This window comes from Pseudomonas sp. Z3-6 (genome assembly GCF_051131985.1).
Taxonomy (GTDB): Bacteria; Pseudomonadota; Gammaproteobacteria; order Pseudomonadales; family Pseudomonadaceae; genus Aquipseudomonas; species Aquipseudomonas zanjanensis.
Genome location: NZ_CP071644.1, coordinates 1,896,574 through 1,913,516 on the forward strand (window position 1 = coordinate 1,896,574; position 16,943 = coordinate 1,913,516).

Annotated in this window: 16 protein-coding genes; 12 read left to right on the forward strand and 4 right to left on the reverse strand. The window is 60.5% G+C overall.

Annotated features, from left to right (window positions below; all coding sequences use genetic code 11):
* Positions 1 to 16: 16 nt before the first annotated feature.
* The 6 genes from odhB to J3P88_RS08610 all read left to right on the forward strand — a co-directional run bounded on the left by odhB (position 17) and on the right by J3P88_RS08610 (position 7,889).
* Positions 17 to 1,240 carry a 2-oxoglutarate dehydrogenase complex dihydrolipoyllysine-residue succinyltransferase gene (odhB, locus tag J3P88_RS08585; protein WP_186730471.1) on the forward strand — a complete coding sequence of 408 codons (1,224 nt, stop codon included), beginning with the start codon at positions 17 to 19 and terminating at the stop codon, positions 1,238 to 1,240.
* Positions 1,241 to 1,353: 113 nt separating this feature from the next.
* On the forward strand, positions 1,354 to 2,790 hold the full coding sequence (gene lpdA, locus J3P88_RS08590) for a dihydrolipoyl dehydrogenase (protein WP_186708138.1): 1,437 nt from the start codon (positions 1,354 to 1,356) through the stop codon (positions 2,788 to 2,790).
* Positions 2,791 to 2,986: 196 nt separating this feature from the next.
* A complete protein-coding gene (gene sucC, locus J3P88_RS08595) occupies positions 2,987 to 4,153 on the forward strand; it encodes an ADP-forming succinate--CoA ligase subunit beta (RefSeq protein ID WP_003179235.1) in 1,167 nt (388 codons plus the stop codon).
* Positions 4,153 to 5,037, forward strand: a complete 885-nt coding sequence (sucD, locus tag J3P88_RS08600) for a succinate--CoA ligase subunit alpha (RefSeq protein WP_014339581.1) — start codon at positions 4,153 to 4,155, stop codon at positions 5,035 to 5,037. Before sucC ends, sucD begins: the two co-directional genes overlap by 1 nt.
* Before the next feature lie 529 nt (positions 5,038 to 5,566).
* A complete protein-coding gene (gene brnQ / locus J3P88_RS08605) occupies positions 5,567 to 6,880 on the forward strand; it encodes a branched-chain amino acid transport system II carrier protein (protein WP_053123957.1) in 1,314 nt (437 codons plus the stop codon).
* A 271-nt stretch (positions 6,881 to 7,151) separates the two neighbouring features.
* A complete protein-coding gene (locus J3P88_RS08610) occupies positions 7,152 to 7,889 on the forward strand; it encodes a DUF599 domain-containing protein (RefSeq protein WP_186708136.1) in 738 nt (245 codons plus the stop codon).
* 73 nt (positions 7,890 to 7,962) lie between these two features.
* Here the strand turns inward: J3P88_RS08610 and J3P88_RS08615 are convergent, their stop codons facing one another.
* Positions 7,963 to 8,223, reverse strand: coding sequence for a hypothetical protein (locus J3P88_RS08615; protein WP_186708134.1), 261 nt, complete (start codon positions 8,221 to 8,223; stop codon positions 7,963 to 7,965).
* A gap of 158 nt (positions 8,224 to 8,381) precedes the next feature.
* On the opposite strand from J3P88_RS08615, the gene J3P88_RS08620 reads away from it, so the two are divergent.
* From J3P88_RS08620 to J3P88_RS08635, 4 genes are all read left to right on the forward strand, one after another.
* Positions 8,382 to 8,858, forward strand: a complete 477-nt coding sequence (locus tag J3P88_RS08620) for a PaaI family thioesterase (protein ID WP_434574679.1) — start codon at positions 8,382 to 8,384, stop codon at positions 8,856 to 8,858.
* A complete protein-coding gene (locus J3P88_RS08625; protein WP_434574681.1) occupies positions 8,855 to 9,316 on the forward strand; it encodes a PaaI family thioesterase in 462 nt (153 codons plus the stop codon). The genes J3P88_RS08620 and J3P88_RS08625 overlap by 4 nt, the downstream gene beginning before the upstream one ends.
* Before the next feature lie 87 nt (positions 9,317 to 9,403).
* Entirely contained in the window at positions 9,404 to 11,308 is a 1,905-nt protein-coding gene (gene htpG / locus J3P88_RS08630) for a molecular chaperone HtpG (protein ID WP_434574683.1), read from the forward strand.
* A 69-nt stretch (positions 11,309 to 11,377) separates the two neighbouring features.
* Positions 11,378 to 12,106 carry a dienelactone hydrolase family protein gene (locus J3P88_RS08635; RefSeq protein ID WP_186708128.1) on the forward strand — a complete coding sequence of 243 codons (729 nt, stop codon included), beginning with the start codon at positions 11,378 to 11,380 and terminating at the stop codon, positions 12,104 to 12,106.
* A gap of 159 nt (positions 12,107 to 12,265) precedes the next feature.
* Here the strand turns inward: J3P88_RS08635 and J3P88_RS08640 are convergent, their stop codons facing one another.
* Positions 12,266 to 13,126 (reverse strand): pirin family protein, encoded by an 861-nt coding sequence (locus J3P88_RS08640; RefSeq protein WP_434574685.1) that lies wholly within the window; start codon positions 13,124 to 13,126, stop codon positions 12,266 to 12,268.
* A 183-nt stretch (positions 13,127 to 13,309) separates the two neighbouring features.
* Between J3P88_RS08640 and J3P88_RS08645 the strand changes: the two genes are divergently transcribed.
* A complete protein-coding gene (locus J3P88_RS08645) occupies positions 13,310 to 14,263 on the forward strand; it encodes an amidohydrolase family protein (protein ID WP_434576384.1) in 954 nt (317 codons plus the stop codon).
* 211 nt (positions 14,264 to 14,474) lie between these two features.
* Entirely contained in the window at positions 14,475 to 14,939 is a 465-nt protein-coding gene (locus J3P88_RS08650; protein WP_018610122.1) for a DUF3859 domain-containing protein, read from the forward strand.
* Between the two features lie 191 nt (positions 14,940 to 15,130).
* Here the strand turns inward: J3P88_RS08650 and fabB are convergent, their stop codons facing one another.
* On the reverse strand, positions 15,131 to 16,351 hold the full coding sequence (gene fabB, locus J3P88_RS08655) for a beta-ketoacyl-ACP synthase I (protein ID WP_434574686.1): 1,221 nt from the start codon (positions 16,349 to 16,351) through the stop codon (positions 15,131 to 15,133).
* Positions 16,352 to 16,362: 11 nt separating this feature from the next.
* Entirely contained in the window at positions 16,363 to 16,878 is a 516-nt protein-coding gene (gene fabA, locus J3P88_RS08660; RefSeq protein WP_003204400.1) for a 3-hydroxyacyl-[acyl-carrier-protein] dehydratase FabA, read from the reverse strand.
* Between the last annotated feature and the right edge of the window lie 65 nt (positions 16,879 to 16,943).

The following is a 16,943-nucleotide window of genomic DNA, read 5'->3' on the forward strand; positions in this document are numbered from 1 at the left end:
TAAGGACCCACAGATAATGGCTATCGAAATCAAAGCCCCGTCATTCCCGGAATCGGTTGCCGATGGCACCGTTGCCACCTGGCACAAGAAACCAGGCGAGGCCGTCAAGCGTGACGACCTGATCGTCGACATCGAGACCGACAAGGTCGTGCTGGAAGTATTGGCCGAAGCTGACGGCGTGCTGGGCGCAATCATTGCCGAGGAAGGCGCTACCGTTCTGTCGAACCAGGTCCTGGGCTCGATCGAAGAGGGCGGCGCTGCTGCCGCCGCTCCAGCCGCCGCTGCCGCACCGGCTGCCGCTCAGGCCGCTGCGCCTGCTGCTTCGGGCGAAGACGATCCAGTCGCCGCGCCTGCTGCTCGCAAGTTGGCTGAAGAGAATGGCATCAACATCGCTTCCGTTGCCGGCACTGGCAAGGGCGGTCGTGTGACCAAGGAAGACGTGGTGGCAGCCGTTGCCGCCAAGAAAGCCGCGCCAGCCGCCGCGCCTGCCAAGCCTGCCGCACCTGCCGCCGCCGCTCCGGTGTTCGCTGCCGGTGATCGCGTTGAAAAACGCGTTCCGATGACCCGCGTTCGCGCCACCGTGGCCAAGCGTCTGGTTGAAGCCCAGTCGAACATGGCGATGCTGACCACCTTCAACGAAGTCGACATGACCGAAGTCATGGCGCTGCGTTCGAAGTACAAGGACCTGTTCGAGAAGTCCCACAACGGCGTACGCCTGGGCTTCATGTCGTTCTTCGTCAAGGCTGCCACCGAAGCGCTGAAACGCTTCCCGGCCGTCAACGCGTCGATCGACGGTTCCGACATCGTCTACCACGGCTACGCCGACATCGGTGTTGCTGTTTCCAGCGACCGTGGCCTGGTGGTTCCGGTACTGCGCAATGCCGAACTGATGAGCCTGGCCGAAATCGAAGGCGGCATCGCCACCTTCGGCAAGAAGGCCCGTGACGGCAAGCTGTCCATCGAAGAGATGACCGGCGGTACGTTCACCATCACCAACGGTGGTACATTCGGTTCGATGATGTCGACCCCGATCGTCAACCCGCCGCAAGCGGCTATCCTGGGCATGCACAACATCCTGCAGCGTCCGATGGCGATCAATGGTCAGGTCGTGATTCGTCCGATGATGTACCTGGCACTGTCCTACGATCACCGCCTGATCGACGGTAAAGAAGCCGTGACGTTCCTGGTAACCATCAAGAACCTGCTTGAAGATCCGGCTCGTCTGCTGCTGGATATCTGATTTTCGCCGCGAGGGCCGGTCTGTTGTGACCGGCCTCTTGCTGAAACAACCGGTTTCGTCCCTCGACGGTCATCACAAGTGATCGTCCGGTTTGATTCGAAAAGGAATGACTCATGACTCAGAAATTCGACGTGGTAGTGATTGGTGCGGGCCCTGGCGGCTACGTAGCGGCCATCAAGGCTGCGCAACTGGGCCTCTCCACTGCCTGCATCGAGAAATACACCGACAAGGAAGGCAAACAGGCCTTGGGCGGTACTTGCCTGAACGTCGGTTGCATTCCGTCCAAGGCGCTGCTGGACAGCTCCTGGAAATACAAGGAAGCGAAAGAAAGCTTCAACGTTCACGGTATCTCTACCGGTGAAGTGAAGATGGACGTCGCCGCGATGGTTGGCCGCAAGGCTGGCATCGTCAAGAACCTGACCAGCGGTGTCGCCACCCTGTTCAAGGCCAACGGCGTGACCTCCATCGAAGGCCACGGCAAGCTGCTGCTGGGCAAGAAAGTCGAAGTGACCAAGCCAGACGGCTCGGTTGAAGTGATCGAAGCCGAAAACGTCATCCTGGCACCCGGCTCGCGTCCAATCGACATTCCACCGGCTCCGGTCGACCAGAATGTGATCGTCGACTCCACCGGCGCCCTGGAATTCCAGACCGTGCCAAAACGCCTGGGCGTGATCGGCGCTGGCGTGATCGGCCTCGAGCTGGGTTCGGTATGGTCGCGCCTGGGCGCTGAAGTGACCGTGCTCGAAGCCCTCGACACCTTCCTGATGGCCGCTGACACCGCGGTATCCAAGGAAGCGCTGAAAACCCTGACCAAACAGGGCCTGGACATCAAGCTGGGCGCTCGCGTGACCGGTTCGAAGGTCAACGGCGAAGAAGTCGTGGTGACCTACACCGACGCCAAGGGCGAACAGACCATCACCTTCGACAAGCTGATCGTTGCGGTCGGCCGTCGTCCGGTGACCACCGACCTGCTGGCTGCCGACAGCGGCGTGGAAATCGACGAGCGCGGCTTCATCGCGGTCGATGACCATTGCGCTACCGCCGTACCGGGCGTGTTCGCCATCGGTGACGTGGTTCGCGGCATGATGCTGGCCCACAAGGCATCCGAAGAAGGCATCATGGTCGTCGAGCGCATCAAGGGCCACAAAGCCCAGATGAACTACGACCTGATCCCATCGGTTATCTACACCCACCCGGAAATCGCATGGGTTGGCAAGACCGAGCAGGCCTTGAAAGCCGAAGGCGTTGAAGTTAACGTCGGCACCTTCCCGTTCGCCGCCAGTGGCCGTGCCATGGCAGCCAACGATACCGGTGGTTTCGTGAAAGTCATCGCCGACGCCAAGACGGATCGCGTATTGGGCGTTCACGTCATTGGCCCAAGCGCTGCCGAGCTGGTACAGCAAGGCGCGATCGGTATGGAATTCGGCACCAGCGCTGAGGATCTGGGCATGATGGTCTTCTCCCATCCGACCCTGTCCGAAGCCTTGCACGAAGCGGCCCTGGCCGTAAATGGCGGCGCCATCCACGTGGCCAACCGCAAGAAGCGTTAATAGACAATAAGAAACCACGGCGGTATGGCCCGTCGTGAGCCTTGCGAGCAAGACTCACCGCGGAATATCCGCTGGACGCAGCCTTGCGTAGCGACACTGGTTCACCGGAACGCTACGCAAGCAGCAGTCACAGGTGGTGCGGCACCACAACGGTGCAGCACCGAATGCGCAGTACCTAACGAAGACGGTAATAAGCATGAATCTTCACGAGTATCAGGGTAAGCAGCTGTTCGCTGAGTACGGCCTGCCAGTATCCACCGGCTACGCGGTAGACACCCCGGAAGCGGCAGCAGAAGCTTGCGACAAAATCGGCGGCAGCGAATGGGTTGTCAAAGCCCAGGTTCACGCCGGTGGTCGCGGTAAAGCGGGCGGCGTCAAGCTGGTTCGCAGCAAAGAAGACGCCAAAGCCTTCGCACAGCAGTGGCTGGGCAAGCGTCTGGTGACTTACCAGACTGACGCCAACGGTCAGCCAGTCACCAAGATCCTGGTTGAATCGTGCACTGATATCGCTAAAGAGCTGTACCTGGGCGCTGTCGTTGACCGTTCGAGCCGCCGCATCGTGTTCATGGCATCCACCGAAGGTGGCGTGGACATCGAGAAAATCGCTCACGATACCCCTGAGAAAATCCTCAAGGCCACCATCGACCCACTGGTTGGCGCACAGCCATTCCAGGGTCGCGAGCTGGCATTCCAGCTGGGTCTGGAAGGCAAGCAGGTCACTCAGTTCGCCAAGATCTTCGTAGGTCTGGCCAAGCTGTTCCAGGACCACGACCTGGCACTGCTGGAAGTGAACCCGCTGGTGATCAAGGCCGACGGCGACCTGCACTGCCTCGATGCCAAGATCAACATCGACGCCAACGCCATGTACCGTCAGCCTAAGCTGAAGACTTTCCACGATCCGTCGCAAGACGATCCGCGCGAAGCGCACGCTGCCAAGTTCGAACTGAACTACGTAGCCCTGGAAGGCAACATCGGCTGCATGGTCAACGGTGCCGGCCTGGCCATGGGTACCATGGACATCGTCAACCTGCACGGCGGCAAGCCAGCCAACTTCCTCGACGTGGGCGGCGGTGCTACCAAGGAACGTGTTACCGAAGCGTTCAAGATCATCCTGTCCGACACCAACGTCGCCGCAGTACTGGTCAACATCTTCGGCGGCATCGTTCGCTGCGACATGATTGCCGAAGGCATCATTGGCGCCGTGAAAGAAGTCGGCGTGAAAATCCCGGTTGTTGTTCGCCTTGAAGGCAACAACGCTGAGCTGGGCGCTAAAGTACTGGCAGAAAGCGGTTTGAACATCATCGCTGCTACCAGCCTGACCGACGCTGCTCAACAAGTCGTTAAAGCTGCGGAGGGCAAATAATGAGCGTCCTGATCAACAAAGACACCAAGGTTATCTGCCAGGGTATTACCGGTTCGCAAGGTAGTTTCCACACCCAGCAAGCCCTGGAATACGGCACCAAGATGGTTGGCGGCGTGACTCCGGGCAAAGGCGGCACCGAGCATCTGGGCCTGCCCGTGTTCAACACCGTGAAAGACGCTGTAGCCGCCACTGGCGCTACCGCCAGCGTGATCTACGTTCCGGCTCCTTTCTGCAAGGACTCCATCCTTGAAGCAGCGTTCGGCGGCATCAAGCTGATCGTCTGCATCACCGAAGGCATCCCGACCATCGACATGCTGGAAGCCAAGGTCAAGTGCGACGAGCTGGGTATCACCCTGATCGGCCCTAACTGCCCAGGCGTGATCACTCCGGGCGAATGCAAGATCGGCATCATGCCAGGTCACATTCACTTGCCAGGCAAGGTCGGTATCGTGTCCCGTTCGGGCACCCTGACCTACGAAGCCGTGAAGCAGACCACTGACGCCGGTTTCGGTCAGTCGACTTGCGTCGGCATCGGCGGTGACCCGATCCCAGGCTCGAACTTCATCGACATCCTGAAGCTGTTCCAGGAAGACCCGAAGACCGAAGCGATCGTCATGATCGGTGAGATCGGCGGTTCCGCTGAAGAAGAAGCCGCTGCCTACATCAAGGCAAACGTGACCAAGCCGGTTGTTTCCTACATCGCTGGTGTGACTGCTCCTCCGGGCAAGCGCATGGGCCATGCCGGCGCAATCATCTCTGGCGGCAAAGGCACTGCAGACGAGAAGTTCGCTGCACTGCAAGACGCAGGCGTAAAAACCGTGCGTTCGCTGGCAGACATCGGCAAGGCCCTGGCCGAGCTGACTGGCTGGGAAATGAAGAAGTAAGCTTCGGCTGACCTTTTCGTTCCAGCAACAAAGGCCACCTCCGGGTGGCCTTTGTCGTTTCTGGCCGACTGTACAGCCGTTTTACTTGGGAAATGTAGGGAGGTCCTTGTGGCGAGGGAGCTTGCTCCCGCTCGGCTGCGCAGCAGTCATAAACCAGACTGCGCCGTTTACCTGAATAGATCCGGTTGCCTGTATTGGGGCTGCTGCGCAGCCCAGCGGGAGCAAGCTCCCTCGCCACAAAGGCATGAGTGTATTGCATTGTGGGAGCAAGCTTGCTCGCGATGACGGAATTACAGTCGTCAACCATTTAGATGCAAAAACGCGACACGGGAGCGTCGTGCATCGGATAGTTTGCCCCTTTACAGTGCGTTTTATCGCCAAATTCGTTAGGCTAGCAGCCATTTTTGCGATCGCTGCCCAAAAGGAAGCGCCGCGCTAAACGGGTCGGTCCCATACGGATCGGCAGCATTTCCCTCTACCCTCGGGGAAATCCCTCTCTAAATTCCGATTCAGTAGTGTGGTTTCCTTAATGAAAGTGTTGAAAGGCCAGGACATCCTGGCGCTTGGTTTCATGACATTTGCCCTGTTCGTCGGGGCTGGCAACATCATCTTCCCGCCTATCGTCGGTTTGCAGTCCGGGCCCCATGTCTGGATGGCGGCGCTGGGCTTCTTGATCACCGCGGTCGGGCTGCCGGTCATCACGGTCGTTGCATTGGCCAAGGTCGGCGGCGCGATGGATGCCCTGAGCAGCCCCATCGGAAAAATCGCCGGTGGGTTGCTGGCGGCGGTGTGCTACCTGGCTGTCGGCCCGCTGTTCGCCACGCCACGTACCGCCACCGTTTCGTTCGAAGTCGGCTTGGCGCCTCTGACCGGCGAAAGCCCGCTGGCGCTGTTCCTCTACAGCGCGGTGTATTTCCTGCTGGTGTTTTTCATCTCGCTCTACCCGGGCCGCCTGCTGGACACCGTCGGACGTTTCCTTGCTCCCCTGAAGATCATCGCCCTGGCCGTGCTCGGCATCGCTGCGTTTGCCTTGCCGGCCGGCGATATCGGCGTGGCCACGCCTGAATACGTGGCGGCGCCGTTTTCCCAAGGCTTCATCAATGGCTACCTGACCATGGATACCCTGGGCGCCTTGGTGTTCGGCATTGTCATCGTCAATGCGATCCGCTCCCGGGGCGTCGAGTCACCGGCCCTGATCACCCGTTACGCGATCATCGCCGGGCTGATTGCCGGCGTGGGTCTGGCGCTGGTCTACGTCAGCCTGTTCCGCCTGGGTTCGGGCAGCCATGAAGTGGCCGCGGGCGCAACCAATGGCGCCGCCGTGCTGCACGCCTATGTGCAACACACCTTCGGCAGCCTGGGCAGCGGTTTCCTGGCGGTGCTGATTTCCCTGGCGTGCCTGGTGACCGCGGTCGGCCTGACCTGCGCCTGCGCCGAGTACTTCAGCCGCGTGTTGCCGCTGTCTTACAAGACCTTGGTGGTGATCCTGGCGGCCTTTTCGCTGTTGGTGTCCAACCTGGGCCTGACCAAGCTGATCGCGTTCTCGATTCCGGTCCTCACCGCGATCTACCCACCGTGCATCGCCCTGGTGGCCCTGAGCTTCTGCAAGGATTTCTGGCACGAGCAGGGGCGCATCGTTGGCCCGGTGATGCTGGTGTCGTTCCTGTTTGGCCTGATCGATGCGCTCAAGGGCGCGGGGCTGGCGGACTGGATGCCGACGCAACTGGCTCACTTGCCGCTGAGCGAGCAGGGCCTGGCCTGGCTGGTGCCTTCGGTGATGACCCTGGCGGTCGCGGTGGTGTGTGATCGCCTGCTGGGCAAGCGCAGCGAAGCGTTGGCGTAAGCGACAACAGGCAGATCCACCGGCAAGAACCGAAATGCCCCGTATCAATCGATACGGGGCATTTTTTTTGGGCGGCAGTGTCTTTTTTCGTGGGTAAACGTCGAAGCAGTGTCTTGAAAAACCTGCAGAACCCTGTGGGAGCGGGCTTGCTCGCGAATGCGGTGTACCAGCTACAAATATGCCGTTTGACACACCGCATTCGCGAGCAAGCCCGCTCCCACAGGGGGCCGTTGCAAGTTGCCACAGCTTTGTTTTCGTCACAGGAAATCGAATGTCATTCATCCAAGCCAACCTGATCCATCTGCTTGCCGCCGCCTGGTTCATCATCTGCTGGGCGGGCTACACCCGTTATGCCTCCTGGAAGGCCCGCGACACGGCCTGCCTGGCCAGTGTCATGCACCTGTACCGCGAAGACTGGATGCGCCGCATGCTGCTGCGTGAGAACCGCATCGCCGATGCCAGCGTGATCGGCAACCTGGAGCGCAACGCGTCATTCTTCGCTTCCAGCACACTGATCATCCTGGCGGGCATCCTGACAGTGCTTGGGGCCTCGGATCGGGCGGTGTCGTTGCTGGCGGACATCCCCTTGGTGCAACAGGCTTCCCAGGGCATGGCGGAGGTCAAGTTGCTGTGCCTGGCACTGGTGTTCGTGTATGCGTTCTTCACGTTCAGCTGGTGCATGCGCCAATACAACTTCGCGGCGGTGCTGATTGGTTCGGCACCGATGATCGGCGAGCGCCATGTCTCGGAGCAAGAGCGCAAAGCCTTCGCACTAAGGGCGGCGCGGGTGATTTCCATGGCGGCCAACCAGTTCAACTTCGGCCTGCGTGCCTATTACTTCGGCATGACCATGTTGGCGTGGTTTGTCAGCCCCTGGTTATTCATGTTGATGAGTGCAGGCGTGGTGTTCGTGTTGTATCAGCGCGAGTTTCACTCCGATGTGCTGGATGTGATGGTCTATACCCCCACCGAAGCACCAGCGCCCGAGGCCGGCAAGGAAGCGGCCTGACAGACGTCGCCTCCAAATCACAGGCAAAAGAAAACCCGCGCCAGGCGGGTTTTCTTTTACTGCTAAAACCGTATCAGTTGGTTTTAGGCGCTTCAGGAGCAGGAGCAGGAGCTTGTTCCTGCTGCGCGGCACTGTTCGATTCAGACTGAGCTTTGGCGGCTTCGGCGTTTTCTTTCGCCGCGTCGTTCACTTTATCCTGTGCTTTGTTCATGTCTTGCTGAGCTTGCTCAGCGTGTTGTTGGGCATCTTGAGCTTTGTCCTCGGATTTTTTATCGCAGGCAGCGAGGCCGAGGGAAGCGGCCAACATCAAGGCAATAGCAAAAGTCTTACGCATGGGGTGTTTCTCCTTATGGAAATAACTACTGGCCTTTTGAGCGCGCCCCTTCAGGTTAAGTTCCTCTTTTGCTACAGATATATAACTTTGCACGCTCGCGGAACTTTAGCGAACACGCCCGTTGCCGGGCCTCTGCACAAACGAGGGCATTGATGGACATGGCTGAAGATCCCATTTTTGAGCGTGCTACACGCTTTTTATCCGCCCTGCGGCATTGCCAGGTGCTGGGCTTGAAGCTGCACAGCGCCAGTCGCGATGGGCTGACGGTCATCCTGCCGTTCAGCCCGCAAATCGTTGGTAATCCCCTGACGGGCATCATCCACGGTGGCGCGTTGACCTCATTGATGGACACCGCGTGCGGCATGTCGACCTTGTGTGTGCTGCCGCAATTCGAAGTCTGTCCCACCCTCGACCTGCGCATCGACTACATGCACGCCGCCGAGCCGCACAAGGACGTCTATGGTTTCGCGCAATGCTATCGGGTGACCCCGGACGTGATCTTCACCCGCGGTTTCGCCTATCAGGACGACCCCGAGCAGCCCATCGCCCACGTGGTGGGCACGTTCATGCGCCTGGGCCAGCATGCCAGGGGCATGGGCAAGGCCAGTCCGATAACCACCGTGGGCCAACCATGACCGATACCAACCGGGAACAACTGCGCCGCGCCTGCGAGCAGGGCGACTACGCGCTACTGCTCGCCTCGATTCCCTATGCCCAACTGATCGGCGTCGAATGCACGCGCCAGGGCGACGACTTGGTGTTTCGCCTGCCGGCCAACAAAGACAACATTGGTAACCCTTTACTGCCGGCCATCCACGGCGGGGTCATCGCCGGCTTCATGGAGCTGGCCGCTGCGGTGCATCTATTGATTGCCACCGGCACGCCAGGCATACCCAAAATCATCGACTTTTCCCTGGATTACCTGCGCGCCGGGCACTTTCGCGACACCTACGCCAAATGCCAGGTCTGGCGCCAGGGCCGGCGGGTCGCCAACGTCGCGATCACCGCTTGGCAAGACATCGAGGCCGAACCCATCGCCACCGCCCGGGCGCATTTCAAGATCCAGGAGCCTCCAAAACCGGATCGCCCTTGAAATCATCAACGCTGCCCCCACCTTGAGGACATCCCGCCGCCAATCTCAGCGAGGCGGACACCACCATCCACTTGGAGTTTGATGACCATGAGCGTGGAAACTCAAAAGGAAACCCTGGGCTTCCAGACCGAGGTGAAGCAACTGCTGCACCTGATGATTCACTCGCTGTATTCGAATAAGGAAATTTTCCTTCGCGAGCTGATTTCGAACGCCTCCGACGCTGTCGACAAATTACGTTTCGAAGCCCTTTCCAAGCCTGAACTGCTGGAAGGCGGCGCCGAGCTGAAAATCCGTGTGAGCTTCGACAAGGACGCCAGAACCGTCACCCTCGAAGACAACGGCATCGGCATGAGCCGCGAAGAGGTGATCACGCACCTGGGCACCATCGCCAAGTCCGGCACCGCCGACTTCATGAAGAACCTGTCCGGCGACCAGAAGAAAGATTCCCACCTGATCGGTCAATTCGGCGTCGGTTTCTATTCGGCGTTCATCGTGGCCGACCAGGTCGAAGTGTTCAGCCGCCGTGCCGGCCTCGCTGCGAGCGAAGGCGTGCACTGGTCGTCCAAGGGCGAAGGCGAGTTCGAAGTCGCCACCGTCGACAAGGCTGATCGCGGTACCCGCATCGTGCTGCACCTCAAGTCCGGCGAAGACGAGTTCGCCGACGGTTGGCGCCTGCGCAACATCATCAAGAAGTACTCCGACCATATCGCGCTGCCCATCGAGCTGCCGAAGGAAGTCACCGCCGCCGAAGGCGAAGAAAAGCCTGAAGTGGAGTGGGAAACCGTCAACCGCGCCAGTGCCCTGTGGACCCGTCCACGCACCGAAGTGAAAGACGAGGAATACCAGGAGTTCTACAAGCACATCGCCCACGACTACGAGAACCCGCTGAGCTGGAGCCATAACAAGGTCGAAGGCAAGCTGGAATACAACTCGCTGCTGTACGTGCCGGCCCGCGCACCGTTCGACCTGTACCAGCGCGAAGCGCCACGGGGCTTGAAGCTGTACGTGCAGCGTGTGTTCGTGATGGACCAGGCCGAATCGTTCCTGCCGCTGTACCTGCGCTTCATCAAGGGCGTGGTGGATTCCAACGATTTGTCGCTGAACGTTTCGCGGGAAATCCTGCAGAAAGATCCGATCATCGATTCCATGAAGTCGGCACTGACCAAGCGCGTGCTGGACATGCTGGAAAAACTGGCGAAGAACGAGCCTGATCAGTACAAGAGCTTCTGGAAGAACTTTGGCCAAGTGATGAAGGAAGGTCCGGCCGAGGACTTCGCCAACAAAGAGAAAATCGCCGGCCTGCTGCGCTTTGCGTCGACCCAGGGTGACGATGGCGAGCAGATTGTTGGCCTGGCCGATTACCTGGCCCGCGCCAAGGAAGGCCAGGACAAGATCTACTACCTGACCGGTGAAACCTATGCGCAGGTCAAGAACAGCCCGCACCTGGAAGTCTTCCGCAAGAAAGGCATCGAAGTGCTGCTGCTGACCGACCGCATCGACGAGTGGCTGATGAGCTACCTCAGCGAGTTCGACGGCAAGAGCTTCGTCGATGTGGCCCGTGGTGACCTAGACCTCGGCAACCTGGATTCGGAAGAAGACAAGAAGGCCGCCGAAGAAGTCGCCAAGAGCAAGGAAGGCCTGGTGGAGCGGATCAAGACCGCCCTGGGCGACGCTGTCAGCGAAGTGCGCGTCTCGCACCGCCTGACCGACTCCCCGGCGATCCTGGCCATCGGTGAGCAGGACCTGGGCCTGCAAATGCGCCAGATCCTCGAAGCCAGCGGCCAGAAAGTCCCGGACTCCAAGCCGATCTTCGAATTCAACCCGGCCCACCCGCTGGTGGAAAAACTCGACAACGAGCAGAGTGAAGAGCGTTTCGGCGATCTGTCGCACATCCTGTTCGACCAGGCGGCCCTGGCGGCCGGCGACAGCCTGAAGGACCCGGCGGCGTATGTGCGTCGCCTGAACAAGCTGTTGGTTGAACTGTCAGCTTAAACAAGTGCAGGAAAAACCCGCTTCGGCGGGTTTTTTCATTTCTGGTGTTCAGTCAAAGAGGAGTCCGTCATGAGTCAGGTTACGGTTCGTTCGCTGGTCTATCAGATCGATGGTCAAAGTTATGAAGGGCGCCTGGCCTTCGACATTAACCAGCAGGGCCCGCGCCCGGGTTTGCTGATGGCGCCGAACTGGATGGGTGTCGGGGCGGGTGCCGAGGACATTGCCAAGTCGGTGGCGGCCAACGGTTATGTGGTGCTGATCGCCGACTTGTATGGGCAAACGGTGCGCCCGACCAATGCCGATGAGGCGGGGGCGGCGATGATGCCCCTCAAGAACGACCGGGCATTGTTGCGCAAGCGCATGCAGGCTGCGTTCGAGCAGTTGCAAAGCCAGGGCGAAGCCGAGGTCGACACGACGAAGCTGGCCACGTTCGGCTTCTGCTTCGGCGGTTGCTGTTCACTGGAGTTGGCGCGCACCGGCGCACCGCTCAAGGCCGCGATTTCCTTCCACGGCACCCTGGATACACCGAACCCGGCCGATGCGCAGAACATCAAGGGCGCGGTGCTGGTGATGCATGGCGCTTGCGACCCGCTGGTGCCGAAAGAGCAGCTGCCGGCCTTTGAAGAGGAAATGAATGCCGCCGGGGTGGATTGGCAGTTGCTGAGCTACGGCGGTGCGGTGCACTCGTTCACTGATCCGCAGGCCAACGTGCCGGGCAAGATGATGTACGACGCCAAGGTCGCCGGGCGGGCGTTCCGCTCGATGCATAATTTGTTGGATGAAGTGTTCAAGGGCTGAGGTCGGGGCGGGTACTGAGCATTGTTGGTGTCAGGACTGGCCCCTTCGCGAGCAAGCCCGCTCCCACAGTGGATCTGCGATGCCCACAGTGCTGCGGGCGACTCGGTCCTTGTGGGAGCGGGCTTGCTCGCGAAGGGGCCCAGCCAGACAACCCTGAACTCAGGGCAGCTCGATCCGCTCGCTTTCCCCCGGCACCGTCGGCCAGTCCCCAGCCGCCCAGCGCCGGCGGGCTTCATCGATCCGGGCCGGGTCGCTGGAAACGAAATTCCAGTTCATCCGCCGCGGCCCGTCCAGGGGCGCGCCGCCGAACAGCACGGCATGGCAATCGCTGTCGGCAAACAGTGTCATATCTTCCCCGGCTGGCAATATCACCAGGGAATGGGCTTCTACCGGCTCACCCTCCAATAACGCCTCGCCACTGATCACATACAGGGCCCGTTCTTCATGCTCGGTGGGAATCAGCAAGGTCGTTGCTGTTTGCAGGTTCAACTCGGCGTACAGCGTTGGCGACAGCACCGGTACCGGTGATTCCAGGCAAAAGCCTGCCCCGGCAATCATGCGGATGCTGACCCCCAGGTTCTCACTGACCGGCAGGCTCTGCGCGGGGTGATGGCTGTAGCGCCCCGGGCCCTGTTCGTGGGACTTGGGCGAGGCCAGCCAGACTTGCAACCCGTGCATGGCGAAAGGGCTGCCCAGCAATGACTTCGGGGTGCGCTCGACGTGGGCGATGGCGCTGCCGGCGGTCATCCAGCTGACATCGCCAGCGTCCACCACCTGGTCGGAGCCCAGGCTGTCCTTGTGCTGGAGTTTGCCTTCGAACAGGTAGGTGAGGGTGGACAGGCCAATGTGTGGATGCTGGCGGATGTTCATGCCTTTGCCGGCCGGGTAGGTGGTTGGCAGCATGTGATCGAAAAACACGAAAGGCCCGACGCTGCGGCATTTGGCGGACGGCAGCGGGCGAAGGATCGGCTGGCCTTCGACGTCTTCGGCGCGGGGACGAACGGTCAGGAGGGTGGTCATGTTGTCTTCCAGGTTAAACAACGGTTGGCCGAAGCATAACCCGCCGCCGGCAGACACTGCACATGCGCCTTGAACCCAGGCGGGACGGCGAGGGTCTACGCTGTTCATGGCTTCTGGAGACCGCCCGTGCCTTTGACCCGTTTGATCCTTGCCTGGCTGCTGGTCGTTTCGAGCGCCACCGCCATGGCCCGCGAATATGCCTACAGCGATGCGCACCTGCATTACGTCGATTTCTTCCAGGAGAGCGCCGGCATGCCCAGCTTGCTTCAGGCGATGGCGGACAATCGCATTGAGCATGTGATGATTTCCGGCGTGCCGGTGGCCAAGAAATGGCATGAGGACGAGCCCAAGCGTCCGCGTTATTACGCCGGTGATGACGCGGACGCCTATTGGTACAGCGCCACCGATGTGATCGTCGCCGCGGCAGTGAGCAAGCTGACCGACGAACAGCGCCAGCACTTCCATCCGTTCCTGTCGGGCTTCAATCCCAACGACAAGAACTCCGCCGCCCACATCCAGCGCATGCTCGATCTCTATCCGGGGTTGTGGCAGGGCATCGGTGAAGTCTTCACCCGCCATGACGACCTGACGGCGCTGACCTCGGGCGACACGCCACGGGCCAACAACGAAGCCATGACGCGGATCTATCACCTGGCGGCGGAGAACGACCTGCCAGTGATGCTGCATTCCAACATCACGTCCAAGCGTGAGAAAAATCCGCTGTACCTGGCGGAAATCGAGGAGCCGTTGCGCAATCACCCGCATACGCGCTTCATCTGGGCCCATGCAGGCACCAGCATGGAAATCCATCGTCACCAGACCCGCTTGGATTTTCTGCTGCCGACCCTGACCCGCCTGCTCGAGGCCTACCCCAATCTCTACGTCGACCTGTCCTGGAGCGTACTCACGCCGTACTTGCTGGATGAGGCGGGCAAGCCTCGGGTTGAGTGGGTAAAGCTGGTGGAGCGCTTTCCTGAGCGTTTCATGGTGGGGTCGGATGTGGTTGGGCGTTTCAACAAGTTGGGTGAGGAACTGCGCAGCTTCGATCCGTTCCTCGATGCCTTGCCGCAAGACGTGGCGAGGAGAGTGGCGCGGGATAACTTCCTGGCGGTGCTGCCCCGCTCAGTGGCCCGCTAAGCCCGCTTTTGTGGCGAGGGAGCTTGCTCCCGCTGGGCTACGCAGTAGCCCCAAAATCTGGCGACTGCTGCGCAGTCGAGCGGGAGCAAGCTCCCTCGCCACAGGGGCAACCCTATCTCCGGGCCATAGCTGGCCTGGCCAACATCGCTTTGTCATCAGCCTGTCACTCCCGCGTCATACCCTCGCGCTCATCTCAATCAAGGAGCGCACTATGCACCTCACCCGTTCAAGCGCACTGGTCGCGCTGTTGTTGACCTGCGGCCTGGCCCAGGCGGAAGTTCGTGTCGAAGGCCCGGTGGAATACGGTGTCTTTGAAGGGCCCCAGGCTGAGTTGCAATCGGGCGAGCGGGTCCTGCGGCGCAGCAACGAGCAGATCCGCCAGACCGAGAGCGTACCGGCGAAGCTGGGCACCAAATTCGGCATGCGCTATCAGTTGGCTGGCAAGGTTGCTGACGACCAGCCGTTGACCCTGTTGTACTTCACTCCCGGTATCCGCACCCCCGATGGCGTGCGCCACGACAAATTCGAGGTCATCCAGAAACTGGTACCTGGCGCGCCTCAGGACGTCATGGCCTACGAGTTCACCGAAAGCCACGAAGTGGTGCCGGGAGAGTGGCGATTCATGGTGTTCCAGGGTGATCGGCTGCTGACACAGCAGCGGTTTGTCGTGCGCTGAATTCCACCCACTGCAGATCTCATGTGGGAGCGGGCTTGCTCGCGAATGCGGAGTGTCAGCTAGCAATGTGCCGTCTGATCCGCCGCATTCGCGAGCAAGCCCGCTCCCACAAGGTATTCAGGCATATCCGTCAGGCAAAAAAACGCCCCGAACCAGTCGGGGCGTTTTTTTGTGTGGCGTAGCAGCGGGGCTTACTTGCCCTGCCAGCGCTTCATCACCAGGGTGGCGTTGGTGCCACCGAAGCCGAAGCTGTTGCTCATCACGGTATTGATGGTGGCGTTTTCGCGAGTCTTGGTCAGGATGGGCAGGTCGGCCACTTCCGGGTCCAGCTCGTCGATGTTGGCCGAACCGGCCATGAAGTTGCCTTCCATCATCAGCATGCAGTAGATCGCTTCGTGAACGCCGGCGGCGCCCAGGGAGTGACCCGACAGGCTCTTGGTGGAGCTGATGGCCGGGGCCTTGTCGCCGAACACTTCGCGCACACCCTTCATTTCCGCGACGTCGCCGACCGGGGTCGAGGTGCCGTGGGTGTTCAGGTAGTCGATCGGTGCATCGACGGTGGACATGGCCATCTGCATGCAGCGCACCGCACCTTCGCCGCTTGGCGCGACCATGTCGTAGCCATCGGACGTGGCGCCGTAGCCGACGATTTCCGCGTAGATCTTCGCACCACGGGCCAGGGCGTGTTCCAGCTCCTCGACCACGACCATGCCGCCACCGCCAGCGATGACGAAGCCGTCACGGTCGGCATCGTAGGCACGGGAAGCTTTGTCCGGGGTGTCGTTGCGCTTGCTGGACAGGGCGCCCATCGCGTCGAACAGGAACGACTGGCTCCAATGTTCTTCTTCGCCGCCACCGGCGAATACGATGTCCTGCTTGCCCATCTGGATCTGCTCGACTGCGGTACCAATGCAGTGGGCACTGGTGGCGCAAGCGGAGGAGATCGAGTAGTTCAGGCCCTTGATCTTGAACGGCGTGGCCAGGCAGGCCGAAACGGTGCTGCCCATGGTCCGCGTGACGCGGTACGGGCCAACGCGCTTGACGCCTTTTTCGCGCAGGATGTCCAGCGCTTCCATCTGGTTCAAGGTGGAGGCGCCGCCGGAGCCGGCGATCAGGCCGGTACGCGGGTTGGAAACCTGCTCTTCGGTCAGGCCGGAGTCAGCGATGGCGTCCTTCATGGCCAGGTAGGCGTAAGCCGCCGCATGGCCGACGAAACGGTAGATCTTGCGATCGATCAGTTCTTCGAGGGGAAGGTCAATGGAGCCGGAAACCTGGCTACGCAGACCCATTTCGGCATATTCCGGGTTGAACCGGATGCCAGGGCGACTTGCACGCAGGTTAGCGGAGACGGTCTCTTTGTCATTGCCCAGGCACGAAACGATGCCCAGACCAGTGATAACGACGCGGCGCATGCGGATAACCCTTAGAAGTTGTCAGTGGAGGTGAAAACGCCGACCCGGAGGCCTTCGGCGGTGTAGATCTCGCGACCGTCCACGGCAACCGAACCATCGGCAATGGCCATGTTCAGCTTGCCCTTGAGGACGCGTTTGATATGAATGTTATAGGTGATTTTCTTGGCGGTCGGCAGGACCTGACCAAAGAACTTCACTTCGCCCGAACCCAGGGCGCGACCGCGACCTGGCAGGCCTTGCCAGCCGAGGAAAAAACCGACCAGTTGCCACATGGCGTCCAGGCCCAGGCAGCCCGGCATTACCGGATCGCCTTCGAAGTGGCAGGCGAAGAACCACAGGTCCGGAGTGATATCCAGCTCGGCGACCAATTCACCTTTGCCGTACTTGCCACCCTCTTCGCTGATATGGGTGATGCGATCCACCATCAGCATGTTCGGGGCGGGCAGTTGCGCGTTACCTGGGCCGAACAGCTCACCGCGACTGCAGCGCAGCAGATCTTCCCGGGTAAAGGCGTTTTGTTTGGTCATGCGAGCTCCTCAATAGTCCCATGCGGCAGGGTGGGGCAAATCTTCCCGGCCGATCGAAGCGTTCA